We start from the raw sequence: 18,368 nt of genomic DNA on the forward strand, positions 1-18,368 counted from the left end.
CGGGATCCCGCGGCTCGGCCGGCACGGCGCGTCGCCAGTTCACCTAGCCCTCCGCCGATGCCGGCACGATCGGCATCGCCTGGAAGTGGGGATAGCAACAGGCCGGACGCGCTCAGCGGTCTTGCAGCCTCTTCTCGATCGCGCCCCGGTACAGCCGACCGGCCCGGTACGACGAACGCACCAGCGGACCGGACATGACTCCAGCGAAGCCGATCTCCTCGGCCTCCTCCTTCATCTCGACGAACTCCTCCGGCCGGACCCAGCGCTCGACCGGGTGGTGCCGCACCGACGGGCGCAGGTACTGGGTGATGGTGATGATCTCGCAGCCGGCCTCGTGCAGGTCGGTCAGCGCCTGGCTGACCTCCTCACGGGTCTCGCCCATGCCGAGGATCAGGTTGGACTTGGTCACCAGGCCGTAGTCGCGGGCCTGGGTGATCACGTCCAGCGACCGCTCGTAGCGGAAGCCGGGCCGGATCCGGCGGAAGATCCGCGGCACCGTCTCGATGTTGTGCGCGAACACCTCGGGGCGCGACGAGAACACCTCGGCCAGCTGCTCCGGTACGGCGTTGAAGTCGGGCGCGAGCATCTCCACGCCGGTGTCGGGGTTCAGCGCGTGGATCTGGCGGATCGTCTCGGCGTACAGCCAGGCGCCACCGTCGTCCAGGTCGTCGCGGGCGACGCCGGTCACGGTCGCGTAGCGCAGACCCATCTTGACCACCGACTCGGCGACCCGGCGGGGCTCGTCGCGGTCCAGGTCCTGTGGCTTGCCGGTGTCGATCTGGCAGAAGTCACAGCGCCGGGTGCACTGGTCGCCACCGATCAGGAAGGTGGCCTCGCGGTCTTCCCAGCACTCGAAGATGTTCGGGCAGCCCGCTTCCTGACACACCGTGTGCAGGTCCTCGGACTTCACCAGCTTCTGCAGCTTCTGGTACTCCGGGCCCATCTTGGCGCGGGTCTTGATCCACTCGGGTTTGCGCTCGATCGGGGTCGCCGCGTTGCGCACTTCGAGTCTGAGCAGCTTCCGTCCTTCTGGCTCTGCGACGGTCACGTCACAGTCCCGGGTACAGCGGGAACTTCGCTGCCAGGTTGGACACCTGAACACGCAGTTCCGCGGTGAGCTGCTCGGTCGGCTCGTGTGTCAACGCGATCGCGATGACTTCGGCGACCTCGGTGAACTCGGGTGGGCCGAAGCCGCGGGTGGCGAGGGCTGGGGTGCCGATGCGCAGGCCTGAGGAGATCATTGGCGGGCGGGGGTCGAAGGGGACTGCGTTGCGGTTTACGGTGAGGCCAACTGTGTGGAGTCGGTCCTCGGCCTGTTGTCCGTCGAGTTCGGAGTTCCGCAGGTCGACCAGGACCAGATGTACCTGAGTACCCCCGGTCAGTACGGAGATTCCCGCGGCGCGAACGTCGTCGGCCATCAGACGTGTGGCCAGGGTGTGCGCGCCCTCCAGTGTTCGGCGTTGCCGTTCGCGGAACTCCTCGGTCGCGGCCAGCTTGAAGGCCACTGCCTTGGCGGCGATCACGTGTTCCAGTGGGCCGCCTTGCTGACCTGGGAAGACCGCAGAGTTGAACTTCTTCGCCAGTTCCGCGCGGTTGGTCAGGATGACGCCACCGCGTGGGCCGCCGAGAGTCTTGTGGGTTGTTGTGGTGACCACGTCCGCATCGGGGACCGGGTTCGGGTGCAGGCCGGCCGCGACGAGTCCGGCGAAGTGTGCCATGTCGACCATCAGGTAGGCGCCGACGAGGTCGGCGATTCGGCGGAACTCCGCGAAGTCCAGGTGCAGTGAGTACGCCGACCAGCCGGCGATGATCAGCTTCGGGCGGTGCTCGAGAGCGAGGCGTTCGACCTCTGCCATGTCGACGACGAAGTCACTGTCGCGCACGTGGTACGCGACAACGTCGTACAGCTTGCCGCTGAAATTGAGCCGCATACCGTGAGTGAGATGTCCGCCATGGGCGAGGTCGAGGCCAAGGATCGTGTCGCCTGGCTCGAGCAGTGCGGCCATGGCGGCCGCGTTGGCTTGGGCACCCGAATGCGGCTGAACGTTCGCGAAGCCGGCGCCGAAGAGTTGCTTGATCCGGGCGATGGCGAGTCGCTCGACGACATCGATGTGCTCGCAGCCGCCGTAGTACCGCCGGCCGGGGTAGCCCTCGGCATACTTGTTGGTCAGGACGGAGCCTTGCGCCTCCATCACCGCGACGGGGGCAAAGTTCTCGCTGGCGATCAGTTCGAGCGTGTTCTGCTGGCGTCCGAGTTCGGCGCGGATGGCGGCGTGGATCTCCGGGTCGAAGTCAACCAGCGACTGGTTGTGGGTGTTCATCTCACTCGCCTCCGATCAGGGACTCGTACGCCGCGGCGTCTAGTAGTTCTCCCAGGTCGCTGACCTTCAACCGGAACAGCCAGCCGGACTGGAAGGGGTCGGTGTTCAGTACGCCGGGTTCGGACGCGACCGCCTCGTTGGTCTCGACGACCTCGCCGTCCACCGGGGCGAACAGGTCGCTGACAGACTTCGTCGACTCGATCTCACCGCAAGCCTCGCCCGCGGTGACGATGGTGCCGGTCGCGGGGAGGTCGACGTACACGACGTCCCCGAGCGCATCGGCGGCGAAGGCGGTGATACCGATGGTGGCGATGTCTCCGTCGAGGTCGAGCCACTCGTGCTCGGCGGTGTACTTGAGGTGGGCAGGCACGGACATGGAAGCTCCTGGTGTGGTCATTGGGCGCGGCGGTAGAAGGGGGGAGCGACGACCTCGACGTCGTCCCGGGTGCCGCGGATGTCGACGTGCAGTTGCGTCCCCGGCTGGTCGAAACCGACGTTGACGTAGGCCATCGCGATGGGATGACCGAGTGTCGGTGAGGGGGCGCCGCTGGTCACGCTGCCGACAACCGCGCCGGTTCCGGGGTCCAGTACTGAGTAGCCGCTGCGGGGTGAGCGCCGGCCAGACGACACCAGACCGACCAGCAGGCGTCGAGGGCCGGCGTCTCGGCGTACGGCGAGTGCCTGATCGCCGACGAACGCGATTTCCTTGCCGAAAGCCACAACCCGGCCCAGCCCGGCTTCGAAGGGCGTCACGTCACGGCTGAGTTCGTGGCCGTACAGCGGCATGCCCGCCTCCAGTCGCAGGGTGTCGCGGCACGCCAGTCCGGCCGGCACCAGCCCGTGCGGCTCGCCGACGCGGAGCAGTTCGGTCCAGAGATGCTCCGCGTGCTCGGGACGGCCGTAGATCTCGAAGCCGTCCTCGCCGGTGTACCCGGTGCGAGCGAGCAGCACGTCGCTCCCGGCGAGAGTGGCTTCGGCGATCGCGTAGTACTTGAGCTCAGCCAGTTCCGTGTCGGTCAACTCCGACACGATGGCCGCCGCCGCAGGACCTTGCACAGCGATCAAGGCCCAATCATGAGTTGCATCGCGGAGCTGGGCGTCATAGCTGGTCACGCGCTGCTCAAGGGCTTCGAGTACGGGGTCCACGTTACCCGCGTTGGCGACGACCAAGAACCTTTCCTCGGCGAGCCGGTAGACAACCAGGTCGTCGAGGATGCCGCCGTCCGGGTCGCAAAGCATGGAGTACCGCGCTCGGCCGATCGCGAGCTTCGACGGGTGACCGACCAGGGCGTGGTCGAGCGCGAGCCCAGCCTGCGGACCGGTCAGCTCGATCTCGCCCATGTGCGACAGGTCGAACAGGCCGGCGGCGGTACGGACAGCGATGTGCTCCGCGATGTCGGAGGAGTAGCGCACCGGCATGGACCAGCCGGCAAAGTCGGTGAAGGAGGCACTGAGACGCTGATGTTCGGCGTACAGCGGCGTTTGCCTGGACTTGTCGTGCGACGTCGTCATGAGTGGGAGGCTCCCTGTGTCAGGCACCGCATGATGCGGTACCACGGTGGGTGACCTCCCCGCTCTGTCATCGGTACCTGAGAGCTTCACCGCCCGGTGGGCGGCTTGCACCTTGGGTGCAGGACCGTGGTCCTGGCTTTCCAGAGTTCGCCTCACCGGGACGGTAAATGGGCCTGAGAGATTCTGGGGAGAGTTGCTCCTTCGGCGCCTTGCCATATTGGGCAAGAGCTCTCCCGCCCCGATTCGAGCGGCGCGATATGAAGTTGAGCGTCCGACTCTAGGGCGAAGCGCTCAGTATGGTCAATCGGCCGAGACCGCCGATCGGAACCACCCAACTGCTCCAGCGGCCAGCTTTTGCGCACAGGAGCGTTAGGTGCCGCCCGCTGGGACAAGGCTCCTCGTCTCCGCCGCGCGCGACTATTGATCGATCCAGTGGCGGAAGCAACAGATGATGTAGAACTCTTTCGGCGACCGGCGACCGGCGCGCGCGTGGCGCCGACATCTGGCGAATCTCCTATAGGACGGGACTGCGATGCTGGCCGGCTACTGCGGTCCATGCGACACTCTCGCCGTGGAGTGCCCTGAGTGAGGCGAGGTCACTGCCTCGATGTGGGTGCACGACGGAGTGCGACTCTTGTGAGGTCGCCTTCGAGAGTTGATACATCCAGGAGATCCGGATCTAAGCACGATCACGGCAGCTCTGCCCTTACCGCCTGAGTAGGTAGAAGGCGGGTATTGAGGATCAATCGTTCTACAACACCGACGCCGATCGATTGTCGCTGTCGGTGTCAGAAGTAGCCTGCACGGATTCCACGCTCCGAAGTGGCTGGTTTGCAGGGGACTGCCGGTGTACCGAAGCCGTCTGCACTAGCGTGCGAGTTCGGCGGTTACGCGAGCCTGGAGATGCTGTCGGTCATGAGGGGCTTGAGCGCGGTTTGCTGACGGCGTCGGACGAGTTATGGGAGTCGCCGTACGGCAAGCCGCGGTGATCAGCAGCCGCCTGGCCGCGCTCGACACCGCTGGCGTGACTGCTGTGGACAAGGCGGCCGGCGAGCTCGGGCTGTCGCGGCGCCAGGCCTACTTACTGCTGAGCCGGTGGCGCGCAGGCGGGGGCATGGTCGGACCGGTTGCCCGCCGCTGCAGCGGCGGGCAGGCGACCAAAGTCGGCCGCCTGACACGGCGAGGCGATCATCCGGCAGTTTCTGCAGGCTCGGTACCTGACTCGTCAGCACCGTTCGATGGCTACGGCTGCCAGGAGATCACCCGGTAATTTGGATGTCACCAGTCCGGGCCGGTGATCGAGGAGTGTCGCCGGCCCGGACCAGGTGTGGGGCTAGCTGCGAGTGGGGCTGGCTTCGCTTTCGGCCGTCGGAGGGGCGATGCTCCATGCCCCGACGGAGTCGTTGCGAACCGAGATCCTGCCAACCGCTCGGTTTGCGGGGAGCGGTTCGAACCCGGCGGTGGTCTCTACGCTGTCGGCCTCGAAGCCGGCGGAATCGCCCCGCTCGATGAGTGGAGTCCCGTCCTCGAGCCAGACCTCTACAACCCACGGACTTCCGGCGGAATCCAATCCGGCTCGGTGGGTTCCGTCACAATCACCCGAACCTTCAGGGTGTATCCATCGGGCATGTCCGGCATGGTGACCGGCCATACCTCGATGCGTGGCTGCGTCTGGCTCAGAACCCAGATCACATCAGAACCCGCACTTGATCGAGGTCTGATTCGATTCGACGGGGCTGGGGTAGTACTGGTAGTTGGCCATGATCGAATACGCTACCTGCACGTACGTTGAGTACTTGCTGCGGCTGCATCCGGTCACCATTGCATTGGTGCGAGCTTGGTGTGCGTGCACGAGGGCTCCCTGGTAGACGTCGCAGTGGAAGCTTCCCAGGCCCCCGGGATCCTGCACACACAGATTAACCCTGATGTTGTACCTGACGATGGAAGCCCTGTTGAGCTGGGAACAGCACCAGCCGGGTGGGTGCCGGTGCGTCTGCCAGCTTTACCACGACGATCCAGGTACCTGCCCGGCCGCAGCGGAGCCAGGCCGGTTGCTGCGCATTGTTGCCCTCGGCGCAGTCATGGGCACCAGCCGACATCAGCGATGCCTGCCACTGTGCGTCGCTTGCTACAACGCGATCGCGCCTCGCGCGGACATCAATTAGAGCGGACACTGGCCTATCTATGTGAGGAGCGTTCCGCTGCTTAATACCCGACACAACGCCGCTTGTCAGCGCTTTCACCAAACTTAGTCGTAGATCGAGAGCACGCTGTATGGCCCGATCCAGCCAGCCTGCGTTGCAATACCGACCGCGTGAAGACTGCTGCGGGCGCCCAACTTTATGGCCACGTCGGACAGGCAGGTCCTGACCGTTCCCGGGGACAGATGTAGAGCGCGGGCGACTTCGTGGCTTGGGAGACCTTGGGCTGTCTGAAGAAGGATCTGCTGCTCGCGGGCGGTCAACGGATTTCGGACTCTCATTTCGGCCATTGCCCATCGCATCGATTGGTTCATCATCCAGCGGCCGAGACTTGGGTTACGAACAAACTCACGGATCTCACTCGAGTCGCTCTCTTTCCAGATGCCGCCAAGCCGGCTCGAGTAGGGTGGTGCCGAGTCGAACATGCGGCCGAGGGCGGCGCTTACGGACGCGGCTGTCTCGGGTCCGACTAGCCAGAGTCGTCTGCAGTTTGGGAGGAGCGCCGCGATCTTGGCGTCGACGTCCAGATCGTCCTTTAAAAGCGGGTCCAAGAGTATGGCTCCCGGCTGGGTTGTCTGTGCGCGTGCTACGACGTCCTCATAAGATTCGACCTCAGCAACAACCGTCACGTCGTCGGTGCTCGCGAGCATCGTCGTCAGACCGAGCCGCATGAGGCCGTTGCGTGCGACAACCATCACTCTGAGCGGCGGCTCATCGCGCGTCTTGGGGAGCGCTGCGGATCCGGAGGGACCAGCGGCGGCCTCCAGACGAGCGGGGTCCAGAAGGCCGATCGCAGCGTTCCGCACGTCGTCAGTACGGTCATCGAGCTTGGGCTGGTGATTCTGATTCGGAGGCTCAGTCGAAACCAATAGCTCCGATACGTGGCCCAACTCGTCGGGAGCCGAGGGGGGCAGCGCGTCCCATCGCTGCCGCCACTGATCAAGCAGGCGTCCGTCTGTGACATTGCAGGCTTGCAGGAAGGCTCTGACGCAGTTCCAGGTCGGTGCTTTGCCGCCGCTGGCGGCTTTCGACAGCGCGGAACTGGCGTAGTGCGCAGTTTGAGCCATTTTCGCGTAGGAGGGTTGCCCGGCTTCACGTCTCGCTCGGCGCAGCGCCAGCGCAAACTCTGCTAGCTGGCCAGCGGCGGGCTCGATCGGGCTTTCGCGGCGCGGCATCTCCGGCCTTATCCGACGTCCGGGCGCTCGGGATCGAGCGGAGACATCGGCGCCTGCTCTGCCGGCCGAGCTGCGGACGTGAGAACACGCCGGACGATCTCGCCCGCTAAGCCGACCGCGCCTGTCCCAGCGATCGCGGCCAGTGAAGTCTGGCCTAACAGTGCAGCGCCGATGGAGAAGCAGATGAGCAACAGCACCAGCGTCAAGATCAAGGCGACTGTGGCGACGCCGAGAGCTGTGCCCTCTGCGGGCGCAGCGAGGTCGCCGCCTGAACGAGCGGTGGTCATGATTGGCCTCTCTGGGGAGGCAGGGCCGTCGGTCGGCGGCCCCGCCCGGGATCTGGGTACCAAGGTCCTACTCACACATTCCAAACCGTCAGGTAGCCGCCCGACGATCCAGAAGGTCCAGCAGCATCAGTGTTACAGGCGGTGCAGCTGACTGTCCTCGCGTGATTGATGACAGTTCCGCGCCCAGAAAGGCATGACAATTGTCGTTGAGGCGCTCACTTCGGAACGGGCATGGTTGTCCTCGAGGATGTGGCGCAACCCATCTCGATCGGTGTCCGACTTAGCTCTCTGGATCTGGGTCTTGGTCGGAGTGTGCGGTCTTCCGTAGCCGCGGAAGACCGCACGAAGTTTTATGCGTCTCGTGGCGGTTGGCTGGCGCTCGGCAGAAGCCAGCTTGGCAACGCTTCTCAGACGTGGTCGCAGCTAGTCGCCGCGGGTGGCCTACTGATCGAGCCGCTGTAAGTAGCAAAAGTGTCTTTAGCGCCTGACATAAGATGGGTTATCGGCGGATGGAGCCGTCCTGATCGAGTAACACAACCGCGGTGCACGTGCTCAGTCTGCGTCGTGTCGGTTGGTGCCATCTTGCCGCTCGCTGTGTGCCAAAGCCACGGCCTCGGACGCGCTGCGCACACCTAGCTTGCGAAAGATCTCATTGAGCTGGTTCGCGACCGTTCCCGACGCCACACCGCGCTCGGCCGCGATCGCTGCCGCTCCTTTCCCCCCAGCGAGTAACTGCAACACTTCGAACTCCGCGTCAGTGAGAGCGTACGGTTTGAGTCGCGTTGACTTGTCGGGCGCGGTGGGGTTCGTCGCCGAGCTCCCGCTGCGGCGCCGACCGAACTGCGACAACATGTCGTTGACGAAGCTCCAGCTCCAATGGGCGGGTCCCCGCGCCATTGTTCTGGCACGTTCCAACATCCCGATCGCTTCGTCGACGTCCGCGAGTGACCCGGTGACCTCCGACCGGCGGTAGACCGCTAGCGCGAGCGAGGCGAGGCGAAACACGTACTCCGGATGCTCGACGGAGGTCAGCGCCACGGCATCCCGCAAGTCGGCGACCCCCTGCTCGATCCGCCCGAGATCCTGCCCGCCGCCCTGGTCCATCGCCTCGCCACCGGCGGCGAGAAGGAGCAGCGCGCGTTCAGCATCGGTGATCCCTGGACGCCGCGCGGCCTCGCGCGCCGACTCCAAGTGCTCGGAAGGAGCGGCCTCCTCGCGGTCCGGCCTGCTGTCTCCCAGGGACCGCGTCAGCTCGAACAAGCGGGGGGAGCCGGCCTCGCTGAGGGTTTCCAGGGACCGCAGCATCTCGAACAGGGGAGCCATTTCCTCGATGGCCTGCCGTATATCAGGCGAGTTGGGCAGACCCTCGGACCGTTCCAGCAGGTCGGCATACAGAGCGAGTGCGGTAGGCGTGTCGCCGCTCTGCACTGACTGCATCGCGCGAGAAAGGATCGTCAACAGCTCAATTTCGGCCAGCGTCATGATTCGTCGGGTGCGGTCCTCGGACTCAGCGTGGGTGTCCAGGATTCTTTGCTGTCTGGGAATGTACCCTGTCCCGACGGCCTGGCTGCTGGCTGTCACAACGTTCCGCTCTCGTTCACGGGGCACGCGCAACGGGGAGCTGAGTTCTTGGGGCGTCGGGCGCCGATTGGACATTGCCATCAGCAGTTCGTCTATCCAGCGGTGTGATTTCGTTGTCCCACCGCGCGCACGCGGCACGCGAAGGCCCAGCCGGGTCCGGAGGCTGCTCAAGATGCTCCTCGTTCCTGGACCGGCCGATCCACGAGGGACGTATCTGGCCCACCAGAGCTCGGGGTCGGCCTGGCCTTTGGGTTCGCCGAAGGAGCGGTAGCTTGCTCAGGGTCCGGGAGATCTCCCTGATCCGCAAGCCGGCTGACGCTAGTCAATGCCGCCGCTCCTGTCACCAGCGCACCGTACGGTCCGCTGATCTGATGTGCCGCAGCGAGGACCGTCACGAGGCCGAAGGCGACAATGCAGATCTTCAAGAACGCGCCGAGCAGGTACGTCTGCAACGACGGGTGAAGGATTCCATTGACCTTCCTGCCCCGCCATCCTTTCACTACCGTCCAGGGCGGGTGCGCGTAGCGGCGAATGAAGAGGGTCGCCTCGGCTGCCTCCGTGAGAAGCGCCCCAAAGGCGCCTGCGGCGCCCAGCGCCCAGACCTCATTCGCCAACAAAAACATCCTAGATGGTAAGGCTCACCGTCGGCTGGTGGCCAGATTGAAGGGCGACAAGCTGACGAGCCAATCCGCCCCACGGATGCCGTACCGACGCTGAGCGCGGCGGCGCGCACTCGCGGGACCTATTCGTTGAACCGCGGTGCTGCCCGTGATTCCAGGACCCGACCCACACTGATCTATATCTCCTGGCCGCGACTGATCGGACTGCGGCAGCCACCACGAAGACGAGTTCCCGAGGACCTGGGCGCGGCTGAGGCCGGTCGTACGGCGGATCTGAACGACGTGAGCAGACCTTCGTCGTACGCGGCCCGGGTCGCCTCGATCAATCGGCTGCGCGGCCGCAAGGAGAAGCGCACCGTGCTGCAGTGGGACAAGGACGACTGTGCCTTCATGGGGCTGGTTAAGTTCGACATGCTCGGCCTCGGCATGCTCGCCGCGACCCAGTACACGATCGACCTGGTCGAGGACCGACTCGGCGAGGCCTGGGAGTTGCACCATCCCCAAGGAGGAGCAGGGCGTCTACGACCAGCTCTGCCGCGCCGACTCGGTCGGGGTGTTCCAGGTCGAGTCCCCCGCCCAGATGGCCACGCTCCCCCGGCTCCGGCCGCGCCACTTCTACGACCTCGCCTGCGAAATCGCCCTCATCCGCCCCGGCCCGATCCAGGGCGGCGCCGTCCACCCCTTCGTCCGGCGAATGACCGGCCAGGAGCCCATCACCTACCCGCATCCGTTGCTGGAGCCGACCAAGGGTGTGCGACTGTTCCAGCGGCAGTTGATGCAGATGGCGGTCGGCGGGATCGACGGTGACGAGGCGATCTGCTGAGGCGGGCGATGGGGTCGAAGCGCGGGATCAAGAAGATCTCGTCGCTGCGGACGAATTTGTACGAGGGGATGGCGGCCAACGGGATCGCCGGCGAGACCGCCAAGACCGCCAAGACCGCCAAGACCGCCAACGGAATCTACGCCCGGATCGAGGCCTTCGTGAACTTCGGGTTCGCCGAGTCGCACTCGATCAGCTTCGCCCCGCTCGTCTACGCCTCCATCTGGTTCCGGCTGCACTACCCCGCCGCGTTCCTCGCCCTGCTGCGCCCAGCCGATGGGCTTCTACTCACCGCAGTCGCTAGTCGCCGACGCCAAACGCCACGGCGTCGAGGTCCGCCGTCCGGACCTGCAGCTGTCGGGCGTCAACGCCGAGCTCGAGGACCTGGTCGACGGCCGGCCGCCGTACCGACCGGCATGGACAGCTGCCTGGCCACGGTGGAGCCGCCGATCGAGCCGTTCGACCCCGACGCGCCCGAGACCAGCGGCCAGCACCGCCGCGACGGCGCCTTCGCGGTCCGGCTCGGGCTGGCCAGCGTGCGCACATCGGTGAGAAGGACGCCGAGAAGCTCGTCGAGCAGCGCGAACTCGACGGCCCGTACGCCGACATGGCCGACCTGGTACGCCGTACCGGCCTCACCGCGGCCCAAGTCGAATCGTTGGCGACCGCCGGTGTGTTCGACTGCTTCGGCCTGGGCCGGCGTCAAGCACTGTGGGAGGCCGGCCGCGCGGCCGAGGAACGCACCGAACGGTTCGCCGGCGTCACCGTTGTCGGTCCTCCCCCCACCCTGCCGGGGATGAGCCACACCGAACTCACCATGGCCGACCTGTCCTCCACCGGCCGGCACCCCGTCGAGCACGTCCGCGCCCAGCTCGCCGCCAACTGGATCCTCTCCGCCGAAGAACTGCGCACCACAGCACCCGACAGCCGCGTACGCGCCGCCGGCGTGGTGACGCACCGGCAGCGGCCCGCGACCGCCTCCGGCGTCACCTTCATCAACCTGGAAGACGAGACCAGCTTCATCAACGTCATCGTCTCGCCCGGCAGCTGGAAACGGCACCGCACGATCGCGCGCGACTCGGCCGCCCTCATCGTGCGCGGCAGGCTCGAGCGAGCCAACGGCGTCACCAACCTGGTCGCCGATCGCTGGAACGGCTCCCTTTGGCCGGGCGTACAACGTCCAGAGACTTCCGCTGATGCAAATCGCCCCCGCGCAGCACCGAGCGACGCCCACCCATGACGCCTTTACGCCACAATGTGCCGATGCGGGTAGCAGAGTGGCTGGAGAACCACGCCGATCGACTGGCTGAACGGGCGCGGTGGCGAGCTGACGTCGCAAAGCTGGTGGTGACATTCACGAGCGGGGTCGCCGCGACCATCGTCGGTACGGCGCTGCAAGTCGACCCGACTAACGGCACCGACCGTGTGGCCACTTGCCTGTTGGGCGCAGCTGTGGTTTTCGCACTGGCCGTCCTCGTTCTTGATCGCCTGCGTGAACCTGACCATGCCGCTGTCCTAACTGAGTCGAAGATCCACGGATGGGATGACGCGAAGTTGATCGCTGAACTGCGGGTAGAGGTCGTGGCGACAGCGCAGTTCAACCGCCGCTGGCTGGAGGTCGTGCGTGTAGCTCTCCTGGTCCAGGTATCGACCGCCATCGCAGCTGGGACGCTTGCAGCAATCTCCCTGCTGCGTGACGCTGGACCGTAGACTCGTTGCATGAAGGGCCGCGCGTCACGCGTAAATCTCCGAGGACTGTTCTGGATCCCCGGGGAAAAGGCCACGTGGGACGCGGCCGTGAAGACAGCACGTGAGATGCTCCAGTCCGCGGACGAGGCCGCCGCACGCTCCGCCCCTCCCCGACCTGGCTCCGCCGCGAACAGCCCTGAAGACCCGCCAGAAGCCAGAAACCTCATTCCCGTTTTCACAGGGATCATTGGCGACGACGCTGCTGGGCAGTTCGAGCAAGCCGCTGAGTCACGCCATGACACCGAACCGCAGGTGTCGGGAACGCGGAGCGGGTCGGATTCCCTCCGTCCCTACGGCGGCGGCGTCAGGGAAGCCGCGCAGATCGCCGACATGCGCCGTGAGCTCCACCACGAGGACAAGGCGATTCCCGCGCACGACGTGTACGGGGGCGGTTCTCTTCCGGTGTTCGCCCGCGGGCAAGATGTCGTCCCTCTGATCGAGCAAGAACTTCGCGATATCCGCTGGTTGCTCAGCAGTGTGGAGACGGATGGATCGTCCGTGCTGGGCGACACGCTAAGAACCGCGCTGGCGAGGTATAGCGATGCTATGGAGTCCGCGGTCTATGAGGAGGCCTTACGGGCGTCGAGCATGACCAACAACCTTGCCGGTGGCGAAAGAGAGGGACACAGAGAGTCCCAAATCCTCGCCATGGTACTGCGGTTGGCCACGAGTACGAGCAGAGCTCAACGGCTGCTGGAGGGACTGAATAGCCCTGACCCCCAAAGTATCCTCGACCGCCTGAGCGAGGAAATCACCTCACATATCAACGAGGTAGAGGCGGAACTCCTTCCGTGGCTTCGCACCACCATCAGCGACGAGTACCGCCAGCAGATCGGCGACGCCTTCACAGCGAGCCTGCACGACCTCGGCGACAGCTCCACCGCGCTGACGCGCCTGGCCTGGTCCCGGGAGGCTGCTGAGCAACTACTGGCAGAGGCGATAGAGCGCGGCGACGTCACCGCATCGGTACGCCTGGCGCGTCTCCGGGAGGAGGCAGGTCAGCGCGACGCTGCTGAGCAGCTCCTGCTGGAGGCGGTGAGCCGCGGCAGCATCACCGCGTTGGTGCGCCTGGCCCGTCTCCGGGAGGAGGCAGGTCAGCGCGACGCTGCTGAGCAGCTCCTGCTGGAGGCGGTGAGCCGCGGCAGCATCACCGCGTTGGTGCGCCTGGCCCGTCTCCGGGAGGAGGCAGGTGAGCACGACGCTGCTGAGCAATTCCTGCTGGAAGCGGCCGGCCGCGTTCACCAGAGGTCGGCGGCAGAGGATTCCGCGTCGACGGAGAAGCCGCTTCTCCATGGCACCACGACCGTCAAGCCTGAAGACCCGAACTGATCACTCGGTGACAACAGGAGGGCCTCGGCGGAGCACCGATTGTGCAGCGAATTCCCCGAATGCTTCCACCGTAAGTAGTCGGTCAGAGTCGAACCAGGGCGGTCGGCGGATCTACGCGGCGCCACAGACCTTGGTCGTCGCGGTATCGGTCCGCTGACTGCAATCAGCGCAGGTCTCGGAGCATCGTGGCGTAGATGGGTGCGTCCGGGAACGGCGGTCGCCTGGGTGCGCTTGACCGACTGTGACCATCGCATTCCATTGCTCTGCGGCTGATCGCTCGTCGCTGCTCACACCGACGAACCCGACCGCATCCATCCGATCGTCGCGCGCCAGCAACATCAGCTGGTCCCTGAACAGATCGACAGGGTGCCCGGCGGCGCTCGATCGAGCCAAGCCGGCCCTGACAGCAGTGCGGAAGTCGAACCCGCACGACCGCAGATGATCCACCAGGCGAGAACGCGAGTCGGGGGCATAACCCACCGACCAGTTCGACTCCTCGCTCAACACCGCTTCCGCGCCGCGGATTTTTAGCCGCTGAACCGGTCACGCAGTTGCCTCTTGTAACGACTCACGATGGAAGAAGCGCACCGCGGCCAGATTGGCCATCATCAACCGCCGACGCTCCGCACCGAGCACCACAGCTTCAGGATCTGACGACAGATTCTTCATTCTCACCCTCCGATCAGCCAGCAAGACTGCTTTCAACTCTGTTGCTGGACTAAACCGACGAAGAAACCTGATATCCGATTCAAGGACTACCGGAGTCGAGATCTTGCAAACACCGAGCGCAGGCCCGCCTGACTACCCCTCTCGGCCATTGGTGCTGCACGAAAACCTTCTGGACCGAGAGTGCGACCTTGGGAACCTCGACAGCACTCCCCCGTTGCGTGCCGTGCTTGCTTCAGGTGACAGACCTAGTCGGACAACCGCAGCCGCTCACCTAAAGCGACCGCCCCTTTGTGAAGGCTGGGCAGCCCCAGGCCCCTTCACCATAAAGCCGAACACGGCGACCTAGACGGCCAAGCGGCTACCTCGGCTATGATTGCGCCCGTCCTCCAGGTGTGCGAAACAGGCGCGACCGCAAGCCGTTAGGTCGCAACTCTCACGCTGTCGAATCAAACCAGTCCAAGAACTTTGCCCATGGGTTCTTCTTGCGCCTGGTTAGCAAATTCAGGTCGTTGAGCTTCCGGATGTCACTCTTGCTCGTAACGCCTTTCGGGTGATGATCGAGGTAGGAATCCATTGCGCTCCGCAGTGCTCCCTTGCGGCCCGAAGCGGCGCCGCCCATGTTGAAGATCACTTTGACTGCCAACGGACCAGCGCCAGCTACTCCAGAACTCAGAAGCGCGATTGCCAGGTCAGTCGCGGCCTGACGCGCACCCGAATCGATAGAAAGATCGGCAGTCAGCAGGTCGTCCAGCAACTTGCGCTGATCAGCCAGTCCAGTGGAAAGGATTTCGGCGCTGAGCCGTTCAACTACGCTCCGATCTACACCTGTCGACCCCACTGCCTGTAAGTGCGCTGTGTGGTACTTGGCGGCGTACAGCGCCAACCAGATCTTGCTTCGATCAGAGATCGATCTGCTCGCGGCGTACCCGCCGATACTTGTCGTCGAGACACTGGCCTTCTTCACAGCGCGCAGGACGTCCTTGAGGGGTGGATTTGAGGCGAGCCACTCGCTCACGGTTTGCAGCGACTCCGCTGAGTCGTCAAGCGCCGAGAAGAAAGTGCCGATGTTCAGTGACGTCCTACCTGCGCGTCGACGAGCGGAGACACGCAATCGTGTCGTCGCAAGGACATCTTCCGGTCTCTTCTCCGAAGTGCTCAGGTGGGAGTCGAACTCCGCAGCGCCATCCGGAGTCAAACGAGGTATCCGCTCCAGGACGGACAATACGACGGAGTCCTCCAGCGGTCGAGTCTTCAGCGCCTTCCGTAGGTCCAACGCACGTACCGCATCGGTCTCGGTCGGCGGCAGGTCGGGCAGTAGATCGAGAAGTTCGTAGTAGGCATCGCGCCTACTGTCCGCTGCTACGTTGAACTCCAGTTCTAGGAGCGCCTCTGACAGGACGCCAAGGACTCGGCGGCCAGCCGCGTCGCTTATCCAAGGCGCTAGAGACATGAAGGCCACGACAAGGGCACGTTCACCGGCGGGGTCAGCGTGAGCGAGAAGCTCGGCGATCCGTACGGCGGCGCTGTCCGCATACGGGCCAGGTGATGCCTTGGACCACTCGATATAGCCCAGCCAACGGGCGAAGTCGGCGGCGGCAGGACCTATCAGACTTGCCCGTGGGCCCGCCGCGATCGCCATCAGAGCGACTCGATTGACATTTTTGGGATCCCTGATCACAGCCGCGCGAAAAGGGTCTACCCATTCGCGAGCGATCTCGTAGAGGGCGGGAGGGGAATCGTAGCTCAGCCCGATGCGCAGCACGTCTATCCCTAGCTGATCTACCGGGCTGTCTCGTTCGGCTATCGCGGAAAGAAGTGACTGATACCTCTCCACCCCTGAATCGGATCGGGAAGACGCAACGCCGGCCGCCGGTTGAGCCGAAAGGGTGGCCCGCGCGGACGATGGGGGTGGCACCACTCCGTCGTCACCGACGATGGCTGACCTGACTACGGACTCCTGCGAGTCCCACAGACGTTTGGCGTGCGCCCCGGGCAGATCACGAAGCGCCCCATGCAAAGTGTCTGGCTCCGCTAGATAGGCCGAACCGAGCAGGGCCTCGACTCCTGCGGCGCGGTCGTCGTCGAGCGCGGGAAGGATTGGGCTGATGCGCCGAAGGGAACCTTCCGCCGCCAATTGGCCAGGCTCGGCATGGGTACCCAATTGACCGATGGGGTCAGCAATGGCGGGGTCGAGTAGGCCTAGCAGGATCGCTCCGGGTGTCGCTTCTTTCCGCCACCGTCCCTTAGGCACTTCGCCAAGAATCGTTCCGGCGACGTACCGCGCAACGGGGCGAAGGTCTTCAAAGTCGGTGAGTTCGGCGATCCTGCAGGCCGACTCAATGATGTTTGCACGACCCGGGCCGAAGGTGCTGTCCGCTTGGGTCGTCAGAAAGCGGATTGCCGCTCGTTTGTCCTCGCCCGACGCCGTGTGAAACTTCACCACCAAGTCTGCCGGGTCTGTGTCTGCCGCAAAGTCGAGTAGGCTCGCGATGTCGCTGTCGCTGAGCCCTTCGGCGTGACCTGCTGTCTGAATATAGATAAGGTCAAGCGTCGGCAGCGGAATCCCCGCAGCGTTGACCTTGGACAGGTAGGCATCGAGCTGCGCGTTCAGCACCTCCCTGGCCTGCTCCCGATCTGAGTCAGGTCCGTCGAGCATCAATACGCCGGCCGCGCTGCCGTCGGTGCCGCTTCCGTTCTGGTAGGTCGATCTGAGGCTCTTGATCTCATCGGTGTACTCGCCGTCCTTATTCACCAGGCTCTCAAGGAGTCGAGGCTGTGACACAAGATCCTTGATCACTGCCGGAAACTCGGTCTCGAGAACAGTGAGTACAGCGATTTCGGCGGCCCGGGCCCTCCAGTCCATGTTGCGCGACTCCAGCACCCGGACGTTAGTAGCGAAATTATTCATCAGTACCTTGACCCGGCGCGGACTGCGGACGTGCGCGGGCACCAGTGAGTACACGGCGTCTTCGTAGGTCCGGGGATCGCCCCGCAGATCCTCCCAAAGCCCACGTTGCTTCTGAGCGAGAGACATCGCAAAACTGGTCAGGGCCTCTGGGCGCATGGGTGGGAGGTTCATCTGGTACTGGAAGATCTTGTCGAGGAACGCGCCAACCGTCGCGTAGTACGGCTCGTCGCCTCGCGCCGGTTTCGCTTGCGGAGCGTGTACTAGCGATCTCTCGATGACTTGCCGGTCCGCCGCTACGATGAACACACACTTTGCGTGATCCAGAAAGGTTTTCAGATCCGTGAGCGTGCTCACCACATCTTCGGGTGAGCAGCGGTCCAGCTCGTCGATGAAGATGACGATGCGGTCGACCTCCTTCCGCATGAGCTGGTACCAGCGATTCCTTCGCGTGACATGGCTGATGAGATTGTCGAACGCTGCTGAGAACTGATCGGAGTCCTGAAGAGGCGAACGTGTCTGCTTCTCGACGGCTGAGGCAAGGGTTTGATTACTCAGTAGCAGGCCTGCGATGACTGCTCCGAACACGACTGCACCGCTCGGACTGAATCTGATCAGTTCGCTGCTGAATTCAGTTGGCCTACCGACCTCCCAGGCAGCCCACGCTGAGATGCCAATCCACAGAGCCCCCGCACCCAGGGCAAGCAGGAACGCCCCGAGCAGCGACAACCAGTTCCGCCGAAGGAATCGGCCGAGCCGGAGCCTCGTCGACTCAGAGCCATTGTGCAGGTTGGCCATGTAGCGCTCTGGTTTGACCTGAAGGCTGGTCGCCAGATCCATCAAGAAGTTCCGGTGCAGGCTGTGACCACCGAACTTCCAGGCGTCGTACCTCGTCACCACGATGGAGGCGTCGCCAGCAAGGTGACTCTTCAACATCGTGTACATGCTCGACTTGCCGGATCCCCAAGCACCGAACAGCGCGATGTTGGCAGGGCTGTTCACGTGCTTTGCGAGATCGCTGACAACCTTAGCGACAGGATCATGGTCCAGGGCATCGGCCGATGCCCTGGTCAACACTGCATCTGGCACTAAGTCGTATGAGCGCAGTCCTGGCTTGTCGACAATCACATCGATCGTTCCCCCGTCACCACAACCGTAGTCAATCTGCCGACAGTAACAGCGTGATGCACCTGAGATGG

Annotated in this window: 16 protein-coding genes and 2 riboswitches; of the genes, 5 read left to right on the forward strand and 11 right to left on the reverse strand. The window is 64.4% G+C overall.

From position 1 onward, the window contains the following. Positions 1-112: 112 nt before the first annotated feature. From lipA to gcvT, 4 genes are read right to left on the reverse strand one after another with little or no spacing between them, the layout of a single operon-like run. Complete coding sequence (lipA, locus tag OX958_RS31245) at positions 113-1,048, reverse strand: lipoyl synthase (protein WP_270133731.1); 936 nt, start codon at positions 1,046-1,048, stop codon at positions 113-115. A 1-nt stretch (position 1,049) separates the two neighbouring features. After that, entirely contained in the window at positions 1,050-2,321 is a 1,272-nt protein-coding gene (gene glyA, locus OX958_RS31250) for a serine hydroxymethyltransferase (protein WP_270133733.1), read from the reverse strand. A 1-nt stretch (position 2,322) separates the two neighbouring features. Then, on the reverse strand, positions 2,323-2,697 hold the full coding sequence (gene gcvH / locus OX958_RS31255; RefSeq protein WP_270133735.1) for a glycine cleavage system protein GcvH: 375 nt from the start codon (positions 2,695-2,697) through the stop codon (positions 2,323-2,325). Between the two features lie 17 nt (positions 2,698-2,714). Further along, positions 2,715-3,833: a glycine cleavage system aminomethyltransferase GcvT gene (gene gcvT / locus OX958_RS31260; RefSeq protein WP_270133737.1), complete on the reverse strand. Its 1,119-nt coding sequence runs from the start codon at positions 3,831-3,833 to the stop codon at positions 2,715-2,717. A gap of 54 nt (positions 3,834-3,887) precedes the next feature. Beyond that, a riboswitch (glycine riboswitch) is annotated at positions 3,888-3,983 on the reverse strand. 1 nt (position 3,984) lies between these two features. After that, positions 3,985-4,079, reverse strand: a riboswitch (glycine riboswitch). A 1,694-nt stretch (positions 4,080-5,773) separates the two neighbouring features. Between gcvT and OX958_RS35440 the strand changes: the two genes are divergently transcribed. Next, positions 5,774-5,998: a DUF6372 family protein gene (locus tag OX958_RS35440; protein WP_442913300.1), complete on the forward strand. Its 225-nt coding sequence runs from the start codon at positions 5,774-5,776 to the stop codon at positions 5,996-5,998. An 83-nt stretch (positions 5,999-6,081) separates the two neighbouring features. Here OX958_RS35440 and OX958_RS31265 read toward each other — a convergent pair whose 3' ends face one another. The 3 genes from OX958_RS31265 to OX958_RS31275 form a co-directional block, all read right to left on the reverse strand. Continuing rightward, complete coding sequence (locus OX958_RS31265; protein WP_270133739.1) at positions 6,082-7,209, reverse strand: response regulator transcription factor; 1,128 nt, start codon at positions 7,207-7,209, stop codon at positions 6,082-6,084. An 8-nt stretch (positions 7,210-7,217) separates the two neighbouring features. Then, positions 7,218-7,496, reverse strand: coding sequence for a hypothetical protein (locus OX958_RS31270; protein WP_270133740.1), 279 nt, complete (start codon positions 7,494-7,496; stop codon positions 7,218-7,220). Between the two features lie 552 nt (positions 7,497-8,048). Then, a complete protein-coding gene (locus OX958_RS31275; protein ID WP_270133742.1) occupies positions 8,049-8,978 on the reverse strand; it encodes a helix-turn-helix transcriptional regulator in 930 nt (309 codons plus the stop codon). A 1,272-nt stretch (positions 8,979-10,250) separates the two neighbouring features. Between OX958_RS31275 and OX958_RS31280 the strand changes: the two genes are divergently transcribed. Beyond that, entirely contained in the window at positions 10,251-10,520 is a 270-nt protein-coding gene (locus OX958_RS31280) for a hypothetical protein (RefSeq protein ID WP_270133744.1), read from the forward strand. 361 nt (positions 10,521-10,881) lie between these two features. Here the strand turns inward: OX958_RS31280 and OX958_RS31285 are convergent, their stop codons facing one another. Continuing rightward, positions 10,882-11,166 carry a hypothetical protein gene (locus tag OX958_RS31285; RefSeq protein ID WP_270133745.1) on the reverse strand — a complete coding sequence of 95 codons (285 nt, stop codon included), beginning with the start codon at positions 11,164-11,166 and terminating at the stop codon, positions 10,882-10,884. On the opposite strand from OX958_RS31285, the gene OX958_RS31290 reads away from it, so the two are divergent. Genes OX958_RS31290 through OX958_RS31300 form a run of 3 tightly spaced genes read left to right on the forward strand, consistent with a single transcriptional unit; the run spans position 11,062 to position 13,595 of the window. Beyond that, entirely contained in the window at positions 11,062-11,757 is a 696-nt protein-coding gene (locus OX958_RS31290; protein ID WP_270139184.1) for a helix-hairpin-helix domain-containing protein, read from the forward strand. The two genes, OX958_RS31285 and OX958_RS31290, sit on opposite strands and share 105 nt — an antisense overlap. Positions 11,758-11,780: 23 nt before the next feature. Next, positions 11,781-12,227, forward strand: a complete 447-nt coding sequence (locus OX958_RS31295; RefSeq protein WP_270133746.1) for a hypothetical protein — start codon at positions 11,781-11,783, stop codon at positions 12,225-12,227. A 9-nt stretch (positions 12,228-12,236) separates the two neighbouring features. After that, a complete protein-coding gene (locus tag OX958_RS31300) occupies positions 12,237-13,595 on the forward strand; it encodes a hypothetical protein (protein ID WP_270133748.1) in 1,359 nt (452 codons plus the stop codon). 111 nt (positions 13,596-13,706) lie between these two features. On the opposite strand, the gene OX958_RS35445 is transcribed toward OX958_RS31300, so the two are convergent. The 3 genes from OX958_RS35445 to OX958_RS31310 all read right to left on the reverse strand — a co-directional run bounded on the left by OX958_RS35445 (position 13,707) and on the right by OX958_RS31310 (position 18,297). After that, positions 13,707-14,102, reverse strand: a complete 396-nt coding sequence (locus OX958_RS35445; protein WP_442913233.1) for a hypothetical protein — start codon at positions 14,100-14,102, stop codon at positions 13,707-13,709. Between the two features lie 36 nt (positions 14,103-14,138). Beyond that, a complete protein-coding gene (locus OX958_RS31305) occupies positions 14,139-14,264 on the reverse strand; it encodes a hypothetical protein (protein WP_270133749.1) in 126 nt (41 codons plus the stop codon). 433 nt (positions 14,265-14,697) lie between these two features. Beyond that, positions 14,698-18,297: a KAP family P-loop NTPase fold protein gene (locus tag OX958_RS31310; protein ID WP_270133750.1), complete on the reverse strand. Its 3,600-nt coding sequence runs from the start codon at positions 18,295-18,297 to the stop codon at positions 14,698-14,700. Positions 18,298-18,368: the final 71 nt, after the last annotated feature.

It is taken from the genome of Kribbella sp. CA-293567 (assembly GCF_027627575.1).
Lineage (GTDB): Bacteria > Actinomycetota > Actinomycetes > Propionibacteriales > Kribbellaceae > Kribbella.